Annotated in this window: 18 protein-coding genes; 8 read left to right on the top strand and 10 right to left on the bottom strand. The window is 36.5% G+C overall.

The annotated features are described in order from the left end of the window. The 7 genes from B0A68_RS20495 to B0A68_RS20465 all read left to right on the top strand — a co-directional run bounded on the left by B0A68_RS20495 (nucleotide 1) and on the right by B0A68_RS20465 (nucleotide 8515). On the top strand, nucleotides 1-741 hold the full coding sequence (locus tag B0A68_RS20495) for a LytR/AlgR family response regulator transcription factor (RefSeq protein WP_035684829.1): 741 nt from the start codon (nucleotides 1-3) through the stop codon (nucleotides 739-741). A gap of 339 nt (nucleotides 742-1080) precedes the next feature. Next, nucleotides 1081-1410: a DUF4870 domain-containing protein gene (locus B0A68_RS20490; protein ID WP_035684831.1), complete on the top strand. Its 330-nt coding sequence runs from the start codon at nucleotides 1081-1083 to the stop codon at nucleotides 1408-1410. A gap of 244 nt (nucleotides 1411-1654) precedes the next feature. Further along, nucleotides 1655-2824: a zinc-dependent alcohol dehydrogenase gene (locus tag B0A68_RS20485; RefSeq protein WP_035684833.1), complete on the top strand. Its 1170-nt coding sequence runs from the start codon at nucleotides 1655-1657 to the stop codon at nucleotides 2822-2824. Nucleotides 2825-3149: 325 nt separating this feature from the next. After that, nucleotides 3150-3383, top strand: a complete 234-nt coding sequence (locus B0A68_RS20480; RefSeq protein ID WP_035684834.1) for a hypothetical protein — start codon at nucleotides 3150-3152, stop codon at nucleotides 3381-3383. Between the two features lie 24 nt (nucleotides 3384-3407). After that, nucleotides 3408-5201 (top strand): T9SS type A sorting domain-containing protein, encoded by a 1794-nt coding sequence (locus tag B0A68_RS20475; RefSeq protein WP_035684836.1) that lies wholly within the window; start codon nucleotides 3408-3410, stop codon nucleotides 5199-5201. 53 nt (nucleotides 5202-5254) lie between these two features. Beyond that, on the top strand, nucleotides 5255-6754 hold the full coding sequence (locus B0A68_RS20470; protein WP_035684838.1) for a hypothetical protein: 1500 nt from the start codon (nucleotides 5255-5257) through the stop codon (nucleotides 6752-6754). A 189-nt stretch (nucleotides 6755-6943) separates the two neighbouring features. Continuing rightward, the gene (locus tag B0A68_RS20465) at nucleotides 6944-8515 is read left to right on the top strand and encodes an FAD-dependent oxidoreductase (RefSeq protein ID WP_035688176.1); all 1572 of its coding nucleotides are present in this window, start codon (nucleotides 6944-6946) and stop codon (nucleotides 8513-8515) included. Nucleotides 8516-8682: 167 nt separating this feature from the next. Here B0A68_RS20465 and B0A68_RS24800 read toward each other — a convergent pair whose 3' ends face one another. After that, nucleotides 8683-8811, bottom strand: a complete 129-nt coding sequence (locus B0A68_RS24800; RefSeq protein ID WP_262486749.1) for a hypothetical protein — start codon at nucleotides 8809-8811, stop codon at nucleotides 8683-8685. A gap of 540 nt (nucleotides 8812-9351) precedes the next feature. Here B0A68_RS24800 and B0A68_RS20455 point away from each other — a divergent pair. Then, nucleotides 9352-9723, top strand: a complete 372-nt coding sequence (locus tag B0A68_RS20455; protein WP_035684841.1) for a SpoIIAA family protein — start codon at nucleotides 9352-9354, stop codon at nucleotides 9721-9723. Between the two features lie 75 nt (nucleotides 9724-9798). Here B0A68_RS20455 and B0A68_RS20450 read toward each other — a convergent pair whose 3' ends face one another. The 9 genes from B0A68_RS20450 to B0A68_RS20410 form a co-directional block, all read right to left on the bottom strand. Next, on the bottom strand, nucleotides 9799-11022 hold the full coding sequence (locus B0A68_RS20450; protein ID WP_035684843.1) for a sensor histidine kinase: 1224 nt from the start codon (nucleotides 11020-11022) through the stop codon (nucleotides 9799-9801). 29 nt (nucleotides 11023-11051) lie between these two features. Then, complete coding sequence (locus B0A68_RS20445; protein WP_084679121.1) at nucleotides 11052-17411, bottom strand: HAMP domain-containing protein; 6360 nt, start codon at nucleotides 17409-17411, stop codon at nucleotides 11052-11054. 87 nt (nucleotides 17412-17498) lie between these two features. Then, nucleotides 17499-17930, bottom strand: coding sequence for a response regulator (locus B0A68_RS20440; protein ID WP_035684845.1), 432 nt, complete (start codon nucleotides 17928-17930; stop codon nucleotides 17499-17501). 3 nt (nucleotides 17931-17933) lie between these two features. Then, the gene (locus B0A68_RS20435) at nucleotides 17934-19376 is read right to left on the bottom strand and encodes an ATP-binding protein (protein WP_035684847.1); all 1443 of its coding nucleotides are present in this window, start codon (nucleotides 19374-19376) and stop codon (nucleotides 17934-17936) included. 152 nt (nucleotides 19377-19528) lie between these two features. Then, nucleotides 19529-19906, bottom strand: a complete 378-nt coding sequence (locus B0A68_RS20430; protein ID WP_051892631.1) for a response regulator — start codon at nucleotides 19904-19906, stop codon at nucleotides 19529-19531. Between the two features lie 298 nt (nucleotides 19907-20204). Further along, nucleotides 20205-21152, bottom strand: a complete 948-nt coding sequence (locus B0A68_RS20425; RefSeq protein ID WP_051892633.1) for a DUF4465 domain-containing protein — start codon at nucleotides 21150-21152, stop codon at nucleotides 20205-20207. A gap of 70 nt (nucleotides 21153-21222) precedes the next feature. Continuing rightward, complete coding sequence (locus tag B0A68_RS20420; protein WP_051892635.1) at nucleotides 21223-22440, bottom strand: hypothetical protein; 1218 nt, start codon at nucleotides 22438-22440, stop codon at nucleotides 21223-21225. 4 nt (nucleotides 22441-22444) lie between these two features. Then, a complete protein-coding gene (locus B0A68_RS20415; protein WP_051892637.1) occupies nucleotides 22445-23683 on the bottom strand; it encodes a PKD domain-containing protein in 1239 nt (412 codons plus the stop codon). 39 nt (nucleotides 23684-23722) lie between these two features. Beyond that, entirely contained in the window at nucleotides 23723-25006 is a 1284-nt protein-coding gene (locus tag B0A68_RS20410; RefSeq protein WP_035684850.1) for a PKD domain-containing protein, read from the bottom strand.

Below are 25006 nucleotides of genomic sequence, written 5' to 3'. Positions count from 1 at the left end.
ATGTATAAAACTATTATTGTTGAAGACGAACAGCGCATTAGAGAAGCATTATCTATTATGCTAGAAATGACTGCTCCTGATAAAATTCAGATTATTGCTTACGCTGAAAGTGTTGAAGAAGCTGTAAAACTAATTGACCGCCTGAAACCGGATCTTGTTTTTATGGATATTATGCTCAAAGACGGAACCGGATTTGATGTTTTACAGCAAATTGCTTTCAATTCTTTTCATCTTATTTTTACAACTGCTTACGAACAGCATGCAATTAATGCATTTAAATACAGCGCAATAGATTATCTCTTAAAACCTATTGATGCAGAAGAACTCAAAACTGCCATTGAGCGTATTGAACTTTTGAAAGAAAGGGTTTTAGAAAACGTACAGCTTAATGAATTGCAGTTTAATCTTTCTAAAACTCCGGACAGAATTATTCTCCCTACGCAGGAAGCAATGTATGTTGTAAAATTAGATCAAATTATCAGATGCGAAACTTCTGGCTCCTACACCACTTTCTTTCTTATCGACGGAAGAAAAATTATGGTCTCTAAACCGCTCAAAAATTACGAAGAGTTACTGGAACCTCCCGCATTTTTCCGGGTTCATCAATCGCATTTAATCAACGTAAACTGCATTGTAAGTTATTCCCGAGAAGGAATGGTACTGATGAATGATAAGTCTTCGGTGCCAATTTCGAGAGGCAAAAAAGAACATTTCTTTAAACTGATGAAAGATGAGGTTTAGATTTTAAACTTAACTCGCTGGTATAGTTATTTTCAACACTTCAACACATAGAAACATAGCTGCTGTACACTTATAAAAGGCGTTTTACTTGTCTTAACAAACATAGCTATGTGTGAAAATCAAGATTTTTTAAAATTATCTTTTCTAAATATTTTAAAAATCTATCCCGAAGCTTCGGGACTATGTGTTGAATTATTATTTTTTGCTAATTAAAACCAACGGGTTAACCCTAATATCTATCAAAATAATCTAAATACCAAGCCGAAGCTGCAGAAGACAAAGTATGTGTTTTGACTTCTAACTGTTGTATCTATTTTTGACCCAATAAATAACTATAACATGAACAAGAAAACCTTATCTATCTTAAGCTACGTAACTATTATTGGCTGGATTGTAGCTTTTGTAAAAAGCAAAGAATTAACCCCAAAAAGCGACTTGGTAACCTACCACTTAAAACAAGGTTTCGGAATCTTTTTAGTAACTTTTGCTTTAAATATTGTACTGTCTGTGGTAATCATGACCATAACTTCGCTTTATTTCTTAAGCTATATTGGTTATGCTCTTTTAATTTTATGGATTTTTGGTATTATCAATGCCGCCAATGAGCAAAAAAAGCCAATTCCTGTAATCGGAAAAATGTTTGAAGATAAGTTTGATTTTATAAACTAATCCAGAACTCCTTTTTAACCGACGTTTTTTATTTTTTTTGGATGTAGAAAATAATTCTCAATTGTTCTTGGTTTAGTACCGGGAAACAATTGAGAATTTGTTTTTAAAACAAACTGCAACTTCAACAAACATATTTAATTTCAACAGATTACAAATACAATTGTACAATCTTATTTAAAAATCATGTAAGATTTTAATGAATATAAGAGACACATTTACATTTTAATCTTTAAAATTAATTATTATGAAAGCAGCAGTTATACATGGTCCAGGATCTGTAAAATACGATACGGTAGACGATCCGATCTTAAAAGCACCAGACGATATTATTTTAAAAGTAACATCCACAGCAATCTGCGGATCTGATCTGCACATTTATTCGGGAGGATTTCCACAGCCCAGACCAATGGTTTTAGGCCACGAATTTATGGGGATTGTAGAAGAAGTCGGCAGAAATGTTTCGAATCTAAAAGTGGGCGACCGCGTAGTGGTTCCCTTCCCGATTGCCTGCGGTTCTTGTTTTTTCTGCAACAGCGAACTACCGGGTCACTGCGAACACAGTAATCCTGAAAATTACGGTCCCGAAGGCGGTGTAGCCACAGAAAAAGGCGGCGCTTTATTTGGCTATACTGATTTATACGGTGGTTACGACGGCGGACAGGCAGAATATGTTAGGGTTCCTTACGCAAACTTCGGCCCGAGAGTAGTTCCCGATAATCTTACAGACGAGCAGGTTTTATTTTTAACTGATATTTTTCCGACCGGATATTCGGGAGTCGATTGGGGACAAATTAAAGGAGGCGAAAGTGTGGCCATATTTGGTGCTGGTCCTGTTGGTATTATGGCTGCAAAAAGCGCATTTTTGCGAGGCGCAGAACGAGTTATCGTAATTGATACTTTACCCTACAGACTTTCTAAAGCGCAAGAAACGACCAGATGCGAAACCATTTTATGGGAGGACGATGCAAAAGATGTAGTAGCCCAGATTCGTGAATTAACCAATGGCCGTGGAACAGATGTCTGCATAGATGCCGTGGGTTTTGAGCCGGACCGATCTCTTGTAGACAGAGCAAAAGCTGTTATTAATTTTGAAAAAGGATCTGTAAAGGTATTAGAAGCCTGCATGAGTGCGGTAAGACGTGGCGGCATTGTATCTGTTTTGGGTGTTTATCCTGCCCTATACGATAATTTTCCTATTGGACAGTTTTTTGATAAAGGAATCACTATTAGAGGCGGACAGGCTCCTGTTCAAAAACATATCGACAAATTATTGCAATATGTAACCGAAGGAAAAGTGGTTTTGGATGATATTATTACGCATCGCCTGCCCCTTTCTGAAATATCTCATGCTTATGATATATTCAAAAAAAGAACAGACGGCTGTGTAAAAGTCGTTCTTGATCCTTGGAAGTAGTAAATCAAGCAAATCTTGATGCTTATTTTATGACATCAAGATTTGCTTTTTTAACTTGGGTTCTTATAAATATTCTTCACTAGTTTTTGCATAAACTTTACTGCATCTTCTCATTTTTTCAAATTAGATCCCAGTTATTATTTAATGGAAAAATATTCTCCGCATGGGAATTATATAAAAATTAACGCTTTTAATTATAAAATGAATATTTTTTTAATAGATATTTTTGAGATAACCACCTTAAAGACAAATATTCTATCTAAGAAATTACTTAAGAGAATAGTTTTGTTTTTATGATTTATCTCACAGCTTAAACTAACTAAAATTGAAAAAAAAAGATAGAATTCTCAGTCTTGCAATCCTAATTTTATTGACCTGCAACTGTTTTGCAACTCCCCCAGCACCTGGTGATCCTCCCGTTGTGGTATCAATAGATAAGGAAGTCATGATATTATTTGCTGCCGGAATTATATTAGGATTTTATCTCATTTGGAAAAGGACTAAAAAGAAAAATGTAGATTCAAAAATCTTTAAACTCCCTCAGCCAAAGGAACTTTAGTAATAATCCAGAAATAAAAAAATTATGAAAAAAATTTTACTCTTGTTTTCAATAATAATGATTTCTTTTAGTGCTTTCTCTCAAATCTATTTTGGAACAAATAGCGCCATGTATGTAAAAAATCAGGTATTATATGTTGGGACAAATATTAATCTAGCGGCCAATTCAAATTTATATTTAAGAAATAATTCCCAGCTTGTTCAGGGCACTGCAGCACTTTCTACCAATAGCGGAACAGGAACATTATCTGTTTATCAGGAAGGCAGTTCTGATAATTTTGATTATAATTACTGGTGTTCTCCTGTAGGAACTTCATCTGGTGTTGTCGGTAATCAGAATTTCGGCATCACGATGCTCAGCAGACCTACAACCTCTACTGCTTCTACAGCGGCAATAGCTTTGCCAAACGCTGCTTCTGACGGAACATCAAACCCGCTGGCAATTGCCTCAAAATGGATTTATAAATTATCAAATGCAAACAATTATTCTCAATGGGCATTTGTAGGATCTGCCGTTACGATTGCACCTGGCGAAGGCTTTACTATGAAAGGTACAAGCGGTACAGATTTAACAAATCCAGAAGGATCTACAGTCAATAATCCTGGAGGTATTGGTGCGCAGCGATACGATTTTAGAGGAAGACCAAACGACGGAAACATTACGGTAGCCGTAAGTACCAATAATTCTACACTTACAGGAAACCCTTATCCTTCTGCATTAGATTTAAATGCATTTCTGCTTGATGCGACAAATAATGCAGCAACGGGAATTGCTTATTTCTGGGAACAAAAAAAAGATGTTAATTCTCATTTTCTTACTGATTACAGAGCGGGATACGGAAGTTATTCTCCAATTAGTTTAGTGTCAAACGGCCTGTATGTTCCAGCCACATTTAATTCTTACAACAGCAACGGCACTCTAAATTCCGGAGGAGCATCTTCAGGATTAATAATACAGCGCAGATATTCTCCTATTGGACAGGGATTTGTAATTAAAGGAAGAGCAAACGGAAACGTTACTTTAAAAAATTCTTACCGCACATTTTTAAAAGAGGCACCAGGTTCTTCACAATTTGAAAGACCATCAAAAACAGACACAACTTCTCAAAAGAAAGAAGAAACACCTGAAGAAGTTTCTCATTTTAGACTAAACATCATTATCAACAACGAATTTACCCGACAGCTCGCTTTAGCTTTTACACCAGAAGCCACAGATGAGGTAGATTTTGGCATTGATGCTTTAAATACTTCTCCACCTGTACCTAACGACATAAATTTTTCTATCGATAATAAAAACTATATTATTCAGGGAGTAAATTTTGATTCGTCTAAAGAAATTCCATTGGCAATGAAAGCCGCCGAAAGCACTACTTTTAAATTTTACATTCCTGAAATTATCAATTTTGATCCTTCGCAAAATATTTTTATTTATGATGCTGCAGACCAATCGTATCATAATATAAAAGATGGAATGTACGAGGTAACGGTTCCTGCCGGGGTTAATAACGAAAGATTTAAATTAGCTTTTACCAACAAAACACTTGGCGTTAATGACGAAACTATAAATACTTTTCTAATTAGTTTTAACAGTCAAAGCCAGACTCTGACCGCTCATAATCCTAATAACATCAACTTAAAAACTTTTGTATTATATGATATTGTTGGAAGAGCGATTTTGACCAAAAAAAATCTTGGCACCAATTCTACTTATAATTTTTCGACAAGCGGTCTGAACTCAGGAATTTACATTGCCCAGTTTTTAACTGCTGATAATAAAAGGATTTCTCAAAAAGTTTCTATCTCTAATTCCGGAAAATAGCCACTCGCCTGCTTCTACATAAATACAGCTTATCTAACTAAAACCACAAAATTATGCTGAATATTATAAAATTTTACAGAATGTTGATTGTATGCATACTGTTTCTTTCAACATTTTCAGGACATGCACAAATCGGAATTGGTACTGTAACGCCAAGCGCAAGTTCTGCACTAGATATTACTTCTACAACTCAGGGATTATTAACGCCAAGAATGACTACTGCACAAAAAAATGCAATAGTAACTCCTGCCGACGGTTTAATGGTTTATGATACCGATTTAAAATTATTTTATTATTATTCTACGGGTACATCAACATGGAATCCGCTAAATAGTACTTCAAGCGGAAGATTAAATTTTAAACGTATAAAATCTACCGACGTCCTGGCGACTGTGTTAGCGGCAGAACTGGCAGTTGGAGGCAACACTAAATATGTTTTGAATACTAATACTTTGTATGAAATAAATGGAACCGTAGCTTTTAATCTGCCTATAGATTTGAACAACGCCTACGTTACCGGATTGGATGCAAATGAAGATGTAATAAGCTCAGCCGGAACCATTTTTGAGGGAGCGACAGGAGGAAGTGTCAGATTTCTTACTTTGAGAGGCGCAAGAGCTTTTAACGTCACTGGACCTGGAGCAGGCACCTCAACCTCTCTTTTGGTGCAGAATGTAATTGTTGACGGTAATAATAGTGGCACCGTTGGAACTATTTCCGGATTTGGATTATACTTTGGTAATGTGGTTCAGTTTATTCGTAATACCAATGGACTTCAATATTCTAATATTGGTAACTTACTGTTAAACAGCCAGGCATGGTCTATTACTAATGCCGGTACTTTTGAAACTTTTTTTGGCACTTTTGGCTTAATACAAAAAAACAGCGGATACAGCACTGTAGACAGCTCCGATATTGCATTGGATGTAAGCGGAACTCTCGGTACACTAACTGTAGGAACAGGTGTTTTATTGGGTACTGTATTTTCAGGCACAAGTTCAAATCCTTATGTCAGGGGTTATACAGCTTCGGCAACTTATCCGGGTTATAATTTCAGCACAGCCTGGACAGTAGATTCGCCTGGAATACCAAGAGAAGGTGACAGTGATGCTACTGGCGACATTAATCTGGATGCAGCAGTGGGAAGTGGTGTTTCTACTGCATTTACCGGTACAGGAACTTCGAGCAGAATCAAATTAAACGGAACTACTACGTCCAGCAGTTTATTTCGTTTTACCAGAGATGGTAATAATAGAATTACTTACAGAGGTAATAAAACGAGATATTTTCAGGTTACTGCTTCCGTTTCTTACCAAGGCACCGCTACAGATTTGACATTAATTTTATATTTTGCCAGAAATGGAGTTGTATTAACGGATACAAAAGTATACGGACGGCCAACTAGTGGTTTTTTATCCTCCGGGGGAATTTTAGCCTTGCCAATTGTGGGTACAATACAATTAAAGAAAGATGATTATATCGAGATATGGGGAGAGCGATACGATGGAACGGGAAATATATCAACGGTTTCTTTAAACCTGACTGCTAAATAAAAATACTGCCTTTAATACATTCATAAACAACATAATAATTACTGGCAATCCTATAATGTTTACTATTAAACCTATAAGCTTTACACTTATAGGTTTTTTAATTTTGAGAGATTCGATTTACAGATTCATCCATGAATAAAGGTTTTATGTTTCTGGTAAATGAGTGTTATAAAATTAAAAAATTGCAATATGGAAAATAAAATAAATGACGGAGCCATTACTTCTGGAGATAATGTTTCGTTCTGGATTGATTCTACTTCAATCCTCTCTTATAAAACTCCAGATTCTGATATACAAACTGAAGTTCTGATTATTGGAGGCGGTATCGCCGGACTTACTACAGCTTATAAATTACTTCAGGCAGGAAAAAAAGTAGTTTTGGTGGAAGATGGTTTTATTGGAAGCGGGGAATCAGGAAGAACCACAGCTCATTTAAGTAATGCTTTAGATGACCGTTATTATTATCTCGAAAGTACTTTTGGCAAAGAAACCGCTGCACTTGCTGCAGAAAGCCATACTGCTGCAATTAACGAAATCGAAAATATCATCAGCCAAAACAATATAGACTGTTCTTTTAAAAGAGTCAACGGTTACTTATTCCTGCATCCGAGTGATAAAGAAGAAAATTTAGATAAGGAATATGAAGCTTCACAAAGAGCTGGCTTAGATACTTTATTATTAGATAAAACACCTACGATCATCAACGATGAACCGCTAAGATGTCTTATGTTTAAAAATCAGGCACAATTTCATATTCTACAGTATCTTAAAGGACTTGCAGATGCTGTAATCGCTCTTGGAGGAACAATTTATACCGAAGCACATGCCGAAAATATTTCTAAAGAAGGTGCTGAGGTAAACGGATTTAAATTTACCGCGGCGCATATTGTTGTAGCCACCAACTCACCAATTAATGATGTTGTTACCATGCATACCAAACAGCATGCTTACAGAACTTATGTGATTGCCGGAAAAATTAAAAAGGATACATTGCCTTATGCCTTATGGTGGGATACCGGAGATGCAGATTCTAAATGGGTTTCTCAGCCGTATCATTATGTACGCCTCGAAAAATTTGACGACGAATATGATCTGTTAATTTCTGGCGGCGAAGATCATAAAACAGGACAGTCTGATGAAGAAAACAAAACTGAATCTGAAAGATATGACAGACTTGAAGCCTGGACAAGACAGTATTTTCCACTACTTGACGAAATATCCTATCGATGGTCTGGTCAGGTTATGGAGCCTGTAGATGCTTTGGGCTTTATGGGAAAAAATCCCGGAGATGAAAATATCTATATCATTACGGGAGACTCTGGAAACGGAATGACACATTCTACAATCGGAGCTCTGATTATTACCGATCTTATAAAAGGTACTAAAAATAAATGGGAGGAAATTTACAGTCCGTCCAGACTGACGCTCAAATCTGCAGGGGATTTCATTAAAGAAACTGGAAATATGGCAGCTCAATATTTGGACTGGATTACCGCTTCGGACTTAAAAAACACCGCAGATCTGCCTGCAGGCGAAGGCGGTATTATCTCTATAGGACTTAGAAAAGCAGCAGTTTACCGCGATTATGACAACACTCTAAAAGCATTTTCTGCAGTATGCCCGCATTTAGGCTGTATTGTAAACTGGAACGCAGACGAAAAATCGTTCGACTGCCCTTGTCATGGTTCTCGATTTGCGAATGACGGAACTGTAATAAACGGCCCGGCACAATCTGATCTCGCAAAAATACAGGTCAAATAACATTATAATAAAAATTCCTGTCTTAAAAAAAAAACAACAATTATTTAAAAATTAAGATACTACCACATTTACAATTGATTTAAAATCCATTAAATAAAATCATAAAAAAAGCCTGCTTGAATAAAAACACAAGCAGGCTTTTGCAATATAATAAAGGAAGAAAATAATTAGTAAGCGTTTACCAGATACATATAATCGATAACGGCAATTAATCCGAAGATAACGTGTGCTATAAATAATTGAGTATAATAGCCTTTGTCTGTTGCTTTTCTGTCTAAACCTGACAGTTTAAACATAATAATCCAACTGATAATTCCTATTATTCCACTAGCAGCACCAAGCAGGATACCACTTAAAATAGTAAGTGGAACAATTTTATATTTCCACAGAAAATAATAACATAAGACAAAAATAAATCCGATAAGGTAATGGATCACCCAGCCTAAAATTTCTCTGGCACGATCTGATACTGTAATATCAAGTCTTCCTAATACATATTTAAGAAGTAAAGGCTCTTTGTATAATTATTTAAAACTTACCGAAACAATATAACTGAAAACTGTCATTGCAGATGTAGCAAAGAAAGTAACCATTATTAATTGAAAAATGATATGCATCTTATTAAAGTTTTAGGTGAATAATATCAAATATATTAATAAGATTAAAATACGAGTTACACGATTGGTTTTCAATATTATAATATTCAAATCTTCTTTTAATTTTAAAAAAAATATCAAGCCATTGACCGTATTATAATTCTGTAACAATCAAAAACTTAGACATAATAGAAAACAAGTTAGTATGCTTAAATTTATGTTCAACTAAAATTAAAAATTATGATACGTTTAATAGATAATACACCCAATAATGTTGCTGCGTTTAAAGCAATCGGCGAAGTAACCAAAGAGGATTACCAAAATGTAGTAGTTCCAGAAGTAGAGCGTGTTATTGAGCAAATCGGACATATTAATTTTCTTCTTTATCTTGATACTGATGTCGAAAATTTTACAGCCGGAGCCTGGATGCAGGATGCTTTGTTGGGATTGAAAAATATTGCAAAATGGAACAGAGCTGCAATTGTAACCGACTCTGATAAAGCTATAACTTTTACAAACGGTTTCAGTTATTTTGTTCCGGGAGAATTTAAAGGTTTTAAAAAAGAACAGTATGACCAAGCTTTAACATGGACTTCTGAAGAATCACTTTAAGTAAATTTTAAATTAATAGCTGGATCTTAAGCGATGCAGCTATTAATCTAAGCTTCTAACTATTATTAATTTCTTTTAATAAGGCACATAAATATTAAACGTAACCCCTTTCATGGGCTCGCCTGCCGCATCTACATATCCGTTATGATTTTCTACTATTTTCTTAACAATAGCTAAACCAATTCCGGTTCCTTCATACACATCTTTGCTGTGCAGTTTCTGAAAAACACCAAATATTTTCTCATTATGCTGCGGTTCAAATCCTATTCCGTTATCAGAAAAACTAATATGGCAGTAATTAACTTCTCTGGATAAATTTTCGAACTGTATTTCAGATCCATAAACCAAACGACTTTTAATAGTAATGACCAGCGGTAAATCGGCTTGAGAAAATTTAATCGCATTATGTACTAAATTTTCCATCAACTGTATAAACTGAAAACGGATAAGTCTTGCTGTATCATGAAAATCTGTCGTGATTGTTGCTTGTTTTTCCTGCAGATTTTCGTCGAGCGCTTCTTTTACATCGTTGATGATTTTATTAAGATCTGTTGTCTCAAATTTTCGATCTACGAGATTTGCACGGGAGAATGTGAGAAGACTGTTGATGAGGTCCCGCATTCTATTGGTTGCATAAAGAATTCGATTAAACTTCAGTCTGCCGCTTTCTGATAAATTTTCATATTCTGTAGAAAGTATCAAATTGCTAAAAGTCTGAATTTTTCTCAAAGGTTCCTGAAGGTCATGACTTGATATATAGGTAAATGCATCCAGTTCTTTATTTTTCTTTCGGAGCTCTTCGGCATGTTTTTCTATCGACTCATTCTGAAGCGCTAGTTCTGCATTGGCTTTCAGAATTATTTCGTTGAGCGCATGCGTTTCTTCTTCCTTTTTTCTTAATTCCTGGTTTTTTCTAAAAAGCTCTGTAAAAACCATAACTTTTGCCTGCAATATCTCTGGAGATAAAGGCTTTATCATATAATCTACTGCACCAGACTGATACCCTTTAAATATATATTCTGTGGTATCCATATTGGCGGTCAGAAATATAATAGGCACATTTTTTAGTTTTTCGCTTTCGCGGATTAACTCCGCTGTTTCAAAACCGTCCATGAGGGGCATCTGGACATCCATAAGGATAATGGCAAAATCCTGATTCTTTAAAAGAATTCGTAACGCATCTTTTCCTGACGTTGCTTCGACAAATTGATAGCCGCGATCAGCCAGGATAACTTGCAAAGAAAGTAGGTTTTCTTTCTTGTCATCTACTAATAAGATTTTTATTGCGTTGTCTTCCATTATTTTAAATTGAATATAAAAGTAAAAAATTATTTAAGCCACACGCGCATTAAAGAAGATAATTGTTCAACATTAACTGGTTTTGTCATATAATCTGAGGCACCCGATTCTATGCAGCGCTGTCTGTCTCCTTTCATGGCTTTTGCGGTTACGGCAATAATTGTTAAATCTTTATGTTTTACGTCTTTCCTAATGCGCTTCATGGTTTCGTAACCGTCCATTTCCGGCATCATAATATCCATTAGAACAATATCAATGGCTTTATCTTCGTTCAAAATATCAATCGCTTCCTGACCGCTTTCTGCACTAATAACATTTAATCCGTATCGCTCCAGAGCTGTGGTTAAGGCAAATAAATTTCTCACATCATCATCTACCAGCAATACTTTTTTGCCTGGAAGAACATCTTCTTTTAGATAATACGTTTCTATGTTTTCTCTCATAGCATCTGGGAGTTCTTTATGAACGCGATGCATAAACAAAGCCGTCTGATCAATTAATTCATAAATAGAATTGGCACTTTTTGTGATAATGCTGTAGGCAAATCTGCTTAGTTTTGTCTTTTGTTTCTTCGTAACATCTCCTGCAGAATGCACAATAATTGCAGTTTCCTGACCGGCAAGGCTGTTTTCTAAATCTGTAATAAGATCAAACCCATCTGCATCTGGCAGTTTTAAGTCTAATATTATACAATCAAAAGAATGTTCTCTAATAAGCGCAACAGCATCTGCAGCAGTTTTGGCACTGTATACTGTGATATCGTCTCCATCGACAGCTTTTAATATTCGATCTAATTCTGTAGAATTATCATCGACAACAAGCAGTTTTTTTACTTTTCTATTTTTAAAGTCATGAATATCCTTAAACAAGAAAGAAAGGGAATCATTTTTTACTGGTTTAACAAAAAAGTTTCTTGCACCACGTTTAAGACCTTTATTTCGTTCGTCTTCTCCAGAAATAATATAAACCGGAATATGACGCAGGTTAAAATCTGTTTTTAATCGGTCTAAGATTTTCCATCCGCTCGTGTCCGGCATGTTGAGGTCCATCGTAATCGCATGCGGATTAAACTGATTTATAAAATCAATCACATCATTTCCTTTTGTGGTTACAATTGCTTTAATGCCGTTAAGATGTGCTTGTTCCAGCATAATTTTGGCAAAAGTCAAATTATCTTCTGCAATCAGCAGGACTTTGTCATCTGGTTTAATATCGGTTCTGTCGTCTCCTACCTCATCGACAAAAAACAAATCAATATCTGATCTGTTGAATTTCTCAGAAGGAAGCGATTTTATACGTCCTTTACTATCAGATTCCTCAGTTACTTCAATATTCTCAATTTCAGAAACATGAATGTATTTTAGGGGAAGAAATAAAGTAAATTTACTTCCAACATTAGTTTCACTTTCCAGCTCAATGCTTCCGCCTAATAAGTCAGAAAGACCTCGGCTGATCGATAATCCCAAACCAGTTCCTCCGTATTTACGGCTTGTAGAACCTTCTGCCTGCTGGAAAGCTTCAAAAATAATATTTTGCTTTTCTCTCGAAATACCAATACCCGAATCTGAAATTTCAAAAGCAACAACTGCTTCTGCATTATCCAGACTTGCATTTGTAGTTTTCCAATTGTTATTGGCTTTGTATATTTTAAGTTGTACTTCTCCTTTTTCTGTAAATTTGAATGAATTCGATAAAAGATTCTTTAAAATCTGATTTAGCCTTTGCGAATCGGTTTCGATAAACTCCGGAAGATCATGATCCATATTTATTTTAAAGCGAAGGTGTTTGGCTTCTGAAATCGGGTTAAAAGTAGACTCCACAAATCGGCTGATTTCTGCAAAACTAATTGGGTTATAATCAACAGAAATATATCCAGATTCAATTTTAGATAAATCCAAAATATCATTAATCAGCTGAATAAGGTCATCTCCGCATGAGTTGATCGTCTTAGCAAACTGAATTTGTTTTTCGGATAAATTTCCATCTCTGTTCGCAATTAATTCATTCGCCAAAATCTGCAAACTGTTCAACGGCGTTCTAAGCTCGTGCGACATATTGGCCAGGAACTCCGATTTATATTTGGATGTTAAAGTAAGCTGGTCTGCTTTTTCTTCTAATGCTTTTCTCGCAACCTCAACCTCTTGGTTCTTCAACTCTACTTCCTCTTTCTGATTCGCTAATAAGAATGCTTTTTCTTCCAGCTCTTCGTTCGTATTTTTTAATACTTCCTGCTGGCTTTTTAACTCTCCTGCCAACGATTGAGATTGTACCAAAAGTTCTTCTGTTCTCGAATTTGATTCGATCGTATTCAATACAATACCAATACTTTCTGTCAATCCTTCCAAGAAATCTAAGTGCGTCTGGCTAAAGGTATCCAGCGAAGCCAATTCGATAACAGCTTTTAATCTTCCTTCAAATAAAACCGGAAGAATAATTACGTCCTGCGGCTTGGCATCTCCCAAACCAGAATTAATTCTGATATAATCTTTTGGAACATTACTTAGAATAATTCGTTCTTTTTCTATTGCAACCTGACCAATAAGTCCTTCTCCCATTGCATATTGCGTAGGCGAATTTTTTCTTTTAATGTAGGCATAAGAAGCAATCAGATTCAGTTTAGAATCCATAAAATCTTCATCTTCCTGCAAAATATAAAATAATCCATGTTGAGCGGTTACAACCGTTGCCAACTCCGAAAGGATTTTTTTGGTAACCGAATTTAATTCTTTCTGCCCTTGAAGCATCTGGGTAAATTTGGCCAAATTCGATTTCAGCCAGTCTTGTTCCTGATTACGCAAAGTTGTTGCTTTCAGATTCGAAATCATCTGGTTGATCGTATCTTTTAATGCCTCAACCTCTCCTTTTGCCTCAACACCAATAGTTCGGGTTAAATCTCCCTGTGTTACTGCAGAAGCAACCTCAGAAATTGCACGTACCTGAGTGGTTAAGTTTTCTGCCAGCTGATTTACGTTTTCGGTTAAGTTTTTCCAGGTTCCTGAGGCTCCCGGTACATTTGCCTGACCGCCTAGTTTTCCTTCTGCTCCAACCTCACGCGCCACAGTTGTCACCTGATCCGAAAATGTTGCCAGTGTATCAATCATTTCGTTGATGGTATCTGTAAGTTGTGCAACTTCTCCTTTGGCATCAATCGATAGTTTTTGTTTTAGATTTCCTTTTGCTACTGATGTTACAACTTTTGCAATTCCACGAACCTGACCTGTTAAGTTAGAAGCCATTACGTTTACAGAATCTGTTAAATCTTTCCACGTTCCTGCAACACCTTTTACTTCAGATTGTCCTCCCAGTTTTCCTTCGGTACCTACTTCACGAGCCACACGGGTTACTTCAGAAGCAAATGAATTCAGCTGTTCCACCATCGTATTGAAGGTATTTTTCAAATCCAGGATTTCTCCTTTTACGTCTACGGTAATTTGTTTTGAAAGGTCACCATTGGCAACCGCTTTGGTTACATCGGCAATATTACGCACCTGATCCGTTAAGTTCGATGCCATTTGATTCACCGAATCCGTTAAATCTTTCCAAGTCCCTGCAACTCCCGGTACAAACGCTTGTCCTCCCAGTTTTCCATCGGTTCCTACCTCACGCGCCACACGAGTTACCTCTGATGCAAAGGCACGAAGCTGATCCACCATGGTATTTACAGTTTCTTTTAGTTGAAGAATCTCTCCACGAACGTCGGCAGTAATTTTTTTCGACATATCTCCATTGGCAACGGCAATTGTTACCTCGGCAATATTACGTACCTGAGTTGTTAAGTTACCCGCCATCTGATTCACCGAATCCGTTAAATCTTTCCACGTTCCTGCAACTCCTGGTACATTTGCCTGTCCTCCCAGTTTTCCTTCGGTACCAACCTCACGCGCCACACGAGTTACCTCAGAGGCAAATTCACGAAGCTGATCCACCATTGTATTCAGCGTTTCTTTTAATTGAAGAATTTCTCCGCGAACGTCAACGGTAATTTTTCGGGACATATCTCCATTTGCAACGGCAATCGCCACATCGGCAATATTACGTACCTGAGCGGTTAAGTTCCCCGCCATCTGATTCACAGAATCTGTTAAATCTTTCCATGTTCCTGCAACTCCCGGTACGTTGGCCTGTCCTCCCAGTTTTCCTTCGGTACCAACTTCTCTTGATACCCTGGTTACCTCTGAAGCAAAACTTCGAAGCTGATCCACCATGGTATTAATTGTATTTTTAAGCTCTAAGATTTCTCCTTTTGTATCTACGGTAATCTGGAGCGATAAATCTCCTTTTGCTACCGCTGTTGTTACTTCGGCAATATTACGCACTTGTCCGGTAAGATTCGATGCCATCTGGTTTACCGAATCGGTCAAATCTTTCCATGTTCCTCCAACACCTTCTACCTGCGCCTGTCCTCCCAGTTTTCCTTCGGTACCAACCTCACGCGCCACACGAGTTACCTCAGATGCAAATGAGTTCAGCTGGCCCACCATTGTATTAATGGTGTTTTTTAATTCTAAGATTTCTCCTTTGGTATCAACCGTAATCTGGCGTGATAAATCGCCTTTTGCTACGGCAGTTGTTACCTCAGCAATGTTACGCACCTGACCTGTTAAGTTGGATGCCATTTGATTCACCGAATCGGTTAAATCTTTCCAGGTTCCACCAACTCCTTTTACTTTTGCCTGACCTCCTAGTTTTCCTTCTGTTCCTACCTCAAGCGCCACACGGGTTACCTCAGATGAAAATGAGTTCAGCTGATCGACCATCGTGTTGATCGTTTTCTTCAGCTCTAAGATTTCTCCTTCGGCTACGGCTGTAATTTTTTTAGAAAGGTCACCATTTGCTACCGCGGTTGTTACCTCAGCAATGTTACGCACCTGACCTGTTAAGTTGGATGCCATCTGATTCACCGAATCTGTTAAATCTTTCCAGGTTCCACCAACACCTTTTACTTTGGCCTGACCTCCCAGTTTTCCTTCTGAACCTACCTCACGTGCCACACGAGTTACCTCGGCACCAAAGGAGTTCAGCTGATCCACCATGGTATTAATTGTATTTTTAAGTTCGAGGATTTCTCCCGCAACGTTTACTGTAATTTTTTTAGATAAATCTCCTTTTGCAACGGCTGTCGTTACCTCGGCAATGTTACGTACCTGACCTGTTAAGTTACTCGCCATTTGGTTTACCGAATCTGTCAAATCTTTCCATACACCACCAACACCTCGCACTTTTGCCTGACCTCCCAGTTTTCCTTCAGATCCTACCTCTACCGCCACACGAGTTACCTCAGAAGAAAACGAGTTCAGCTGATCGACCATGGTGTTTATGGTATCTTTCAGCTCCAGAATTTCTCCTTTTACGTCTACGGTAATTTTTTTAGACAAATCTCCTTTTGCTACCGCGGTTGTTACATCGGCAATATTACGCACCTGACCTGTTAAGTTGGATGCCATCTGATTCACCGAATCTGTTAAATCTTTCCATGTCCCACCAACTCCTTTTACCTGTGCCTGTCCTCCTAATTTCCCTTCGGTTCCTACCTCACGTGCCACACGGGTTACCTCAGAGGAGAATGAGTTCAGCTGATCCACCATGGTATTGATGGTATTCTTTAATTCTAAGATTTCTCCTTTTACGTCAACGGTAATTTTTTTAGATAAATCTCCTTTTGCCACCGCGGTTGTTACGTCTGCAATGTTACGCACCTGACCCGTTAAGTTAGATGCCATTTTATTTACCGAGTCGGTCAAATCTTTCCAAACCCCTCCAACACCTCTTACTTTTGCCTGACCTCCCAGTTTACCTTCTGTACCTACCTCACGTGCCACACGCGTCACCTCCATCGAGAAAAGGTTAAGCTGTTTTACCATTCCGTTTACCTCTTTTGCAATTCTTAAGAATTCTCCCTGAAGCGGGTTTCCTTCAATAGAAAGCGGCATTTCCTGAGATAAGTTTCCTTTTGCTACCGACGTAATTACGTGTGCAATCTCAATCGTTGGATGCACCAGATCTGAAATAAGGGTGTTTACAGAATCTACGCAGGAACTCCAGGAACCTCTTGCTCCATCCAGAGAAACTCTATTGGTTAGCTTTCCTTGTTTTCCAATGCTTTTACCTACTTTCTGAAATTCAAAAACCATACGTTCGTTGAGGTCTATGATTTCGTTCAAAGTTTCGCAGATTGATCTTTTAGTTCCATCCTGATCCGTTGGGAAACGTTGTGTGAAATTACCATTTTTAACCTTTAATAAAATCTTCAAAAACTCAGGATCTGTCAAAATAGATTCTTCCGAACCATCATTTTTCCCTTTTGATTTTGAAGGTTTATCTGCAATAACCGGAAGTACGATCACCGCTTCCTGAGATTTTTCAGTATTAACTTCTTTAATTTTTTTCATATTCCCAATTCTTTTGTCGAATGATTTAAAAATAATCTGATGCACTAACTCACGCAATTCCATTTCACTTAAGTGAAAAATATACTGTTACGTATTTTCGTCGAGTAATATTTTCCTTAAATGAAATTGTACAAAGGCTTCCATAGAATCTGAGCGTTTTGTATTTTCTGTATAATTTAAAGGTTTTATAATATATCCGGAAATACCCAGTTTTTCTGCTTCTGAGCGATCCTGCCCTTCTGAAGAAGTAGTCATTACAAAAACTTTCAGGTCTTTAAGATTTTCATCTTCTCTTAAAACTTTGAGAAATTCAACACCATTCATCCTGGGCATATTGATATCCAAGAGAATAACATCGGGCCTCAAGCCTACGTTAGGATCTCTTAGAATTCTTAAAGCTTCGATACCGTTGTAAGCAGTATGAAGTTCGTAGTCGCTTTTTAGCTTTTTTAGAGATCGTTGGACACTTATAATGTCCAGTTCATCATCTTCTACTAATAATATTGTGGGCTTTTTCATAACTTAATTATTTCTCCAGGTAAAAAGGAATTCTGCTCCTTTTCCCAGTTCAGATTTCACAGAAATATATTCCTGCTGGTCATCAATTATTTTTTTTACGATTGCTAAACCTACTCCGGTGCTCTCTTCTTCATTTTTTTCCCGGAGGGTTTGAAATATTTCAAATATCTTTTTATGATATTCCGGCGCAATTCCGATTCCGTTATCTTTTACAGAAAATTCATGAAAGGTTGTAAAAGTGAGACAGCTTATTTTAATTTGTCCGCCTTCTGGTTGTGTATATTTTACTGCATTACTAATCAGATTGGTAAAAACCTGCTCTAATTTAATTCTTTCTGTATATAAATTTGGAAGTTTACCAATTTCCAGCTTAAAATTTCTCGGAACTATAGAAGCTGCAATTTCATTTACCAGTATATTGGCATCAATATGTTCTGGTGCTACTTTTACATTTAACCTTGCATACGCCAGTAAACCATTGATAAGGGCCTCCATTCGTTTGGTTTTCTGCGGAATAATTTTTAGATATCTTTTAAGCTCCGGAGATAATTCCTCATGGTGATCTTCCTCAATCCAGCTGACTACATTATGAATACCGCGAATCGGGGCTTTTAAATCGTGAGAAACTACATAAGCAAACTTGTTAAGTTCTGCATTTCTGTTTTTGAGTTCGTGTATGTTTTTATCCAGTTTTCCCGACATACTGTTTAGTGAGGTAGAAAGGGCTGTCAATTCATCGTTGCGGGTATCTTCTACTATTGTAAAATTTCCTTTCGAAATATTCTCTGCAAGTCTTACCATGGCGGTAATCCTTTTATTGGTAACAAAAATGATATAAACAGTGCTTGAAACACCTACAATTACGGTTAATATCAGAAAGATAAATGAAAAGGTTCGGGTTCTTTTTAAAGAGTCGAGTAACATATCTGTATGATGTTTCCTCATCTTATATTCTATTTTATCAAATCTGGAGAATTTTTTAGAAATAGCATCGTTTATTTTCTTTCCGACGTGTTTCTTCAGTGAATTTTCAAAAAGATTCCGATAAGTTTCGGGAAATTCCTTTCTTGATTTTATTAATTTTTCAGAATAAACCAGCCAATTATTATGCTGTTTGTTTATAGAATCTAAAATAGTTCGTTGTGTGCTCTTTAGGTTAATTCGTTTTTCCTGTTCTTTTATTAAAAACGGCACTCTCTTAAGTCCTTTATAATAAGAATCTAAAAATGTCTGATCGTCTGTAAGCAGATATCCTCTAAAGGCACTCTGCATCTCGATTATAGCTTTATGTGTCCTATTAGAGTTTCTAATAATTTCTTCAGATCTGGCAAGAAACTGCGAATTAAGCTGTACTTTCTTTGACAGCATATAATTGGTGTAAGAATCTGCAACAGACAGCAAAATTACCAGCGTAAATGCAAGAAGAATTTGAGTAGATAATTTCATTCACTTAGATTTAAAGATGCCTATCTCTCTAATAAAGGATGTTTAAGGTGAAATAAAAATAGTAAAAAAATAAAATCTTTACCAAATTATTTTTAAGTAAAAATAATCTACACTGTCTGTAAGTAAAGATAACATTTGATCGTTTTAAGCAGTTAAACATAACTACTCAAAATTCTCTTTAAATCATTGAAATTATTTGGCTTTGATATAAAATCTTCTGCACCGGATCTCTTGGCTTCTTTTATAATATCTTCTAATTGTGAAGTGGAAAAAATAATTATCGGAATCTCTTTTAATCTGACTTCTTTTTTTATTTCTGTCAAAAACTCAAGACCGGACATAATAGGCATATTCAAATCCAGAAAAATAACATCTGGTTCAATTTCATGCTGTACTAATTTACGAAGTGCTTCTACAGGATTATTTATCGCTGTATATGCAGCAGAAGAAATGGCTTCTACTGCTTCCATGAATAACTCACAATCGTCTGTGTCGTCATCAATCTGCAGTATTTTTTTATAAGTCATCATGTTTATTTTCTTAATTTAATAATCCGAGCTAGTTATTTCTTACTTGCTTTTACTATCAGGACATTTTGTAAGTTTCTTTAATAAACATTCTAATGAAATAGAAAAATGTAATTATTGAATAAACGCTGTTAAAACAACGGTGCGTATTATAATTTGTCTCATATCAAATGTACTACTTTTTTTATTAATAAACATTTGAATTGTAACAAAAAAAGTGATTATATTTTTGCTTTTTATGCGTTTTAGTTATAATTCTGTAATAAAAGAGCCACTTTAAAATGGCTCTTTTATCTATTTTTTACTCTACTCTTTTTACAGAAAGCTTATCTAAACAGAAATAAGCTGCAGTGTTCATTCCGTAAATCGGATCAGAATCTGTTGAAGCCATCTGAAAAACAAGGTATTTAACGTCTCCTAAACTTGACAGTTTAGGTGCTGAAACATTTATCCATCCTGTAGGCATAACCAAAGATGGTCCTGTATAATCTGCCAGAGATTGTGTTACGGGATTTGTAAGTACTCCATTTTCATCAACACCATAAATTAATAATTCAAAATGGTCGCCTGAAATAAAAGGCTGTGCAAATCCATCTCCATACAAACAACCGTAATAAGGCCATGGATGTATATTGATTTTTAGTCCCTCTACTTTATACAATCCTGTGTTTCCAATTTTAATCCAGTTAGAAAACCCAGATTCTGTAAAAGCACTTCCCTGCGGTGCTACAGGATCTAAATAACTAGACCAATAGGCTACAATAAAAGGATCCCCAGAAGTTCCGGGTGTTCCGGGTGTGGTTGTAGAAGAAGTTCCGAAACCACTTCCGGCCATCGTTCCCCATTGATGAGGCACCCAGCCGTCTGATCCTCCAGGACCAGAACCAGAACCATAATCTGTAATATCGTTAACGTTAGACACAATAAAGCCATCCCAGTAATTATAACCTACAGATGTTGCAGTATGTGAGAATGTAAAAATATCTACACTCAAATTTGTGTTAGAAACATAGGTGTTTTCCCAGTACTTTCCTCCTGTCGTTGTTGTACCGCTGCTCAATAAAGCGTTGGTAAGGTTTAGAGTTGTCGTGGTTCCTACTGAAGGATCTGTAACAGCAATTTTTGCCGTTTTTGCTGTGTTCTTTAGTCCTGAAACTGAACTTTCACTACTTAAAACATCATCATCGCTGCTGCAGGAAGAAAATCCTATCATCAAACCTAATGTCAAAAAATAAACTACTTTTTTCATGATTTATAAAATTTAGGGTTAATATTCATATTCAAACATTGAACTATTTGGTCCTTCAAGTATTAAAAAACTATTTCTTTGGAAAATTCAAATCAGAAACCTCCTGAAAAACACCCAACATTAAATCGTTGGCTCCTAAAGCTGTAAATGTTGACACATATACTTTTACAAAGTCAACTCCCGGTAAATGAACTTTATTTCCGTCTTTATCTACTGCCCAGCTAATGTCTATTGAAGGATCTTTAATACCGCCGTAACCCCACTCAAAGGTTCCAACATTATAAGTTGTACCTGCACCGTCGCTTACATCTTTTACGGGTATAGTAACTTTTGTTCCTTTTAGAGTGTAAGTATCTCCTACCCATGCCGGGTAATAATTACTTCGTCTGCGGGTATAGGTTTTGGTAATTTTGCCAGATCCATTTTTATTGTCTGTCCATGGCAGGTATGCTGTATCGTACTGCCAAGTTGCAGTTCCTGCTACCGGACTTGCATTTGGATCAGGCTTATGATAGGTTATTTCATAATTTTTAACTGTGGTCGATTTATGATATTCGCTTCCTGCTATTTCATACCATTCATTTGCATCTGCAATTCCGTTTTTATTCGCATCATAAGCTACGGCTATACTAACCGGAGAATATTTGGTTGCCGTAGTTCCCTCAGCCATTAAAACAGTAAAGTCGCGCTTACCATAGGCATTGATAACAGTATGGTCAAATGTAGTAACTATGTATCCTCCAAATGTTCCGAGATAAACATCATCACCTGCTTTTATACTTTCCTGAGTTTGCTGTAAAGATTCTTCTTTTGTAGTATAACTTTGTATGCTAGAACTAGGTGCAGGCAAAAAATCAACCAGCGTTAATGCTTTTGCTGTATACGTTTTACCAGTTTCTGAAACGGTAACTTTGGTCGAAGCTTGTTTTACAATTTTTCCTAATGTTACTGTAAAATCAACTGTATAACTGGCTGCTGCCGAATTTATAAAAGCTAATGTTTTGCTGTCGCCAATTATAGAATCTTTTATGACGCCATCTTTGCCCGTTACTTTGGTTGTCCATTTATACTGGGCAAGCGCATCATTTCCGTTTTTAATAGTTATTTCTGGATTTATAGCGGCTACATTATATCTTTCGGTTGTAAAGTCTGATGCTAATTGAATGGAAATTGAAGCTTCCTGAACTGGCTGTATGGATGGCTCTTCTGTTTTTGAATCGTCATTGCTGCAGGAATTAAAAGAAACAAAAGCGATTAGAGATAAACTATACTTTAAATACTTTTTCATGATCTTAATTATTTGCTTTTTTTAGATTGTATTTTTTTAATATATGAAGGTCTCCCGCTCCTGCAAACACAGTCGCCATTGAAGATTGCTGCTGACAAAGTCCCATTGGTTCGCTCACACAATTGACTACTTTTATAAAATCGATTCCCGGAAGATTGGCTTTATTTCCGTTTTTATCAATTGCCCAGTCAATATCGATATCAGGATTTATTGCATTCACATATCCCCATTCCGGAGGAGTAGAATACCATAATGTTGTTTGGTTTGCACGTGCGGTTTTAAAATCTACATTGAGTTTTAAACCTTCATAACTAACTGTAGTTTGAGCAGCCCATAAAGGATAAAATTCTTTTCTGCCTCTAGGTCTTGCCAGATAATAAGTTTCTCCCTGATTGTTTTCGCAATAAACGTGTTCATAATCTAGAAAAAGAGCACTTGATGTAACCAAAGGCTCACCGGCTGCTTTTTTATGGTAAGTCACTTTAAAATTCTTAATGGTATTCGATTTATCGTGCTGACTTCCTTTAATTTCATACCATTCGTCTGCATCTGGTTTTCCGTTTTTATTTTTATCGTAAGCCACAAAAATCAATCCCGGCGCCGGCGGATTCGGTTTTGATGCCGTTGGATTGGATACGTCTCCTCCATAAACTCTAAAATCACTTGTTCCTTTTACATTGACAACTGTATGGTCGAATCCTACAACAATAGAACCTCCAAAACCTCCTAAGTCTAATAAATAACCAACATTGGTTTCACTTATTCTTCCTAATGCTGTTTTTACGACATTTTCTTTAGAAAAACCATCTTTATACAAATCATTAGAAAACATTCCGGGTGCCGGATCAAAATCAAAAATGCGTGTGATATACGGATTATAAGCTGTCGTTTCATTTATAACGTTAACGATCGTTTTTTTGCTTCCTTTTTTGTTCTCTGCAGTCACATTCAATGTAAATTCGTAAGAGCCTGCATAAATAGCTGTAAAACTTAAATCTTTTGTGTTTCCAACAATAGAATCTGTTACTTGGTTAACTGGATTTTTGCTCATAATCCATTCGTATTTTGCAGTCGTTCCAGCATCAGAAGCTGTAATATCTAAAACAGTAAAGGTTGGTGTTTCATATTTTTCCTGAAGGGTAATATTAATTGCATTTTCATCAGTTTTGTCATTATCACTGCTGCATCCGATAAATGCGAATGTAAATGCCAGTAATAAAAAATGGGTAACATTTTTTTTCATAATTTGGATATAATAATTTGATTTGATACTATTTAAAAATTATCTCGTAGGAATATTTTCTCCTGAAAGATGTAAATCTGAAGCTCCCAAAATTTCTGTAGAAGTTTCTCCAAGCCATCCTGCCTGCTGATTTAATCCGTTGTACACTTTTACAAAATCAACAGCGGGAAGATGAATTTTATTTCCGTTTTTATCTATGGCCCAGTCAATATCTATGGCCGAATCGTCGTCGTTGTTTGGCGCATTATCTGCATAACCGTATAAGAAGGCGTATTGCACATAATAACTTCCTGTACCGCTTTCATCTATTGCATTATCTGGCAGTCTTGTTCCTTTAAAAGTAATGGATGCTTGATCTTTAAGCCATTTTGGCCAATATTCTAAGGAATGATTGTAGGCATTATTTTGTGCCAGATAACCGTCTTTTCCCTGATTGTCTTTCCAATATATATATTCCATATCTGTAAAAACTACGGTTCCTGTTCCTCCTCCCGGAACTGGAATTTTGTTTGGATCTGGTCTGAAATAGGTGATTTCATAATTATGAATTGTCTTTTCCATTTTGTGGCCGCCGCCTTCTATTTCGTACCATTCATCGTCTGGAAGTCCATTTTTATTTTTATCATACGAAACCATAATAATACCGGCTTCACTGCTTCCACCGCGCATTCCCGCATCTTGATTTGGATTGGCCTGCGCCCAAAAAGCATTTCCTAAAACTCTAAAATCGCGTCGGCCTTTTATATTGACAATACTGTGGTCAAAGCCAAAAACTATATAACCGCCAAATGCTCCAAGCGAAGTGAGAGTTCCTTCTTTCTTTGCGAGATATGAATTGGCTCTTGCCAGTATTCTTTCTTCTGTATCGCCATCATTAGCAGGCGGAAGATCATTTATAAATTGTCCCGGAGCTGGCTTAAATTCGAATACTTTAGCGATATAATTTTTTAATTCTTTCGTTTCGGCAGTTACAGAAACAGTAACTTTTTCTGTCTGAGTTGTTCCTTTATCTGTAATAACCAAATTGAATTCATATGTTCCTTCTGCAGCTGCAGCAAACAATGCTTCTTTTGATGTTGCATTGGCTAAAGAATAATTTTCTGAAGAAACACTTCCAATTGTCCAATTGTAAACTGCATCTGCACTTGCGGTGATTTTTGGACTTAACGTAAGAATCGTAAATCGTTGTGTTTTATAAGTGTAATTTTCTGTTTCTCCTCCGCCAGACTGCGTATCATTATCTCCGCCAGAACAATTCGTCAGCACAATTACGAAGAAAGCAAACAATAGCGATCTAAAATATTTTAAAAATCGTTGATCCAT

It is taken from the genome of Flavobacterium reichenbachii (assembly GCF_002217435.1).
GTDB classification, from domain to species: Bacteria; Bacteroidota; Bacteroidia; order Flavobacteriales; family Flavobacteriaceae; genus Flavobacterium; species Flavobacterium reichenbachii.
Note: the sequence above shows the minus strand (reverse complement) of the source record. Positions and strands in the feature narration are given on the sequence as shown.

What these genes read in the sequence shown, in the direction of transcription:
- B0A68_RS20495 (WP_035684829.1), top strand. Translation starts at nt 1, where the DNA reads ATGTATAAAACTATTATTGTTGAAGACGAACAGCGCATTAGAGAAGCA.
- B0A68_RS20490 (WP_035684831.1), top strand. Translation starts at nt 1,081, where the DNA reads ATGAACAAGAAAACCTTATCTATCTTAAGCTACGTAACTATTATTGGC.
- B0A68_RS20485 (WP_035684833.1), top strand. Translation starts at nt 1,655, where the DNA reads ATGAAAGCAGCAGTTATACATGGTCCAGGATCTGTAAAATACGATACG.
- B0A68_RS20475 (WP_035684836.1), top strand. Translation starts at nt 3,408, where the DNA reads ATGAAAAAAATTTTACTCTTGTTTTCAATAATAATGATTTCTTTTAGT.
- B0A68_RS20470 (WP_035684838.1), top strand. Translation starts at nt 5,255, where the DNA reads ATGCTGAATATTATAAAATTTTACAGAATGTTGATTGTATGCATACTG.
- B0A68_RS20465 (WP_035688176.1), top strand. Translation starts at nt 6,944, where the DNA reads ATGGAAAATAAAATAAATGACGGAGCCATTACTTCTGGAGATAATGTT.
- B0A68_RS24800 (WP_262486749.1), bottom strand. Translation starts at nt 8,811, where the DNA reads ATGTTTAAACTGTCAGGTTTAGACAGAAAAGCAACAGACAAAGGCTAT.
- B0A68_RS20455 (WP_035684841.1), top strand. Translation starts at nt 9,352, where the DNA reads ATGATACGTTTAATAGATAATACACCCAATAATGTTGCTGCGTTTAAA.
- B0A68_RS20450 (WP_035684843.1), bottom strand. Translation starts at nt 11,022, where the DNA reads ATGGAAGACAACGCAATAAAAATCTTATTAGTAGATGACAAGAAAGAA.
- B0A68_RS20445 (WP_084679121.1), bottom strand. Translation starts at nt 17,411, where the DNA reads ATGAAAAAAATTAAAGAAGTTAATACTGAAAAATCTCAGGAAGCGGTG.
- B0A68_RS20440 (WP_035684845.1), bottom strand. Translation starts at nt 17,930, where the DNA reads ATGAAAAAGCCCACAATATTATTAGTAGAAGATGATGAACTGGACATT.
- B0A68_RS20435 (WP_035684847.1), bottom strand. Translation starts at nt 19,376, where the DNA reads ATGAAATTATCTACTCAAATTCTTCTTGCATTTACGCTGGTAATTTTG.
- B0A68_RS20430 (WP_051892631.1), bottom strand. Translation starts at nt 19,906, where the DNA reads ATGATGACTTATAAAAAAATACTGCAGATTGATGACGACACAGACGAT.
- B0A68_RS20425 (WP_051892633.1), bottom strand. Translation starts at nt 21,152, where the DNA reads ATGAAAAAAGTAGTTTATTTTTTGACATTAGGTTTGATGATAGGATTT.
- B0A68_RS20420 (WP_051892635.1), bottom strand. Translation starts at nt 22,440, where the DNA reads ATGAAAAAGTATTTAAAGTATAGTTTATCTCTAATCGCTTTTGTTTCT.
- B0A68_RS20415 (WP_051892637.1), bottom strand. Translation starts at nt 23,683, where the DNA reads ATGAAAAAAAATGTTACCCATTTTTTATTACTGGCATTTACATTCGCA.
- B0A68_RS20410 (WP_035684850.1), bottom strand. Translation starts at nt 25,006, where the DNA reads ATGGATCAACGATTTTTAAAATATTTTAGATCGCTATTGTTTGCTTTC.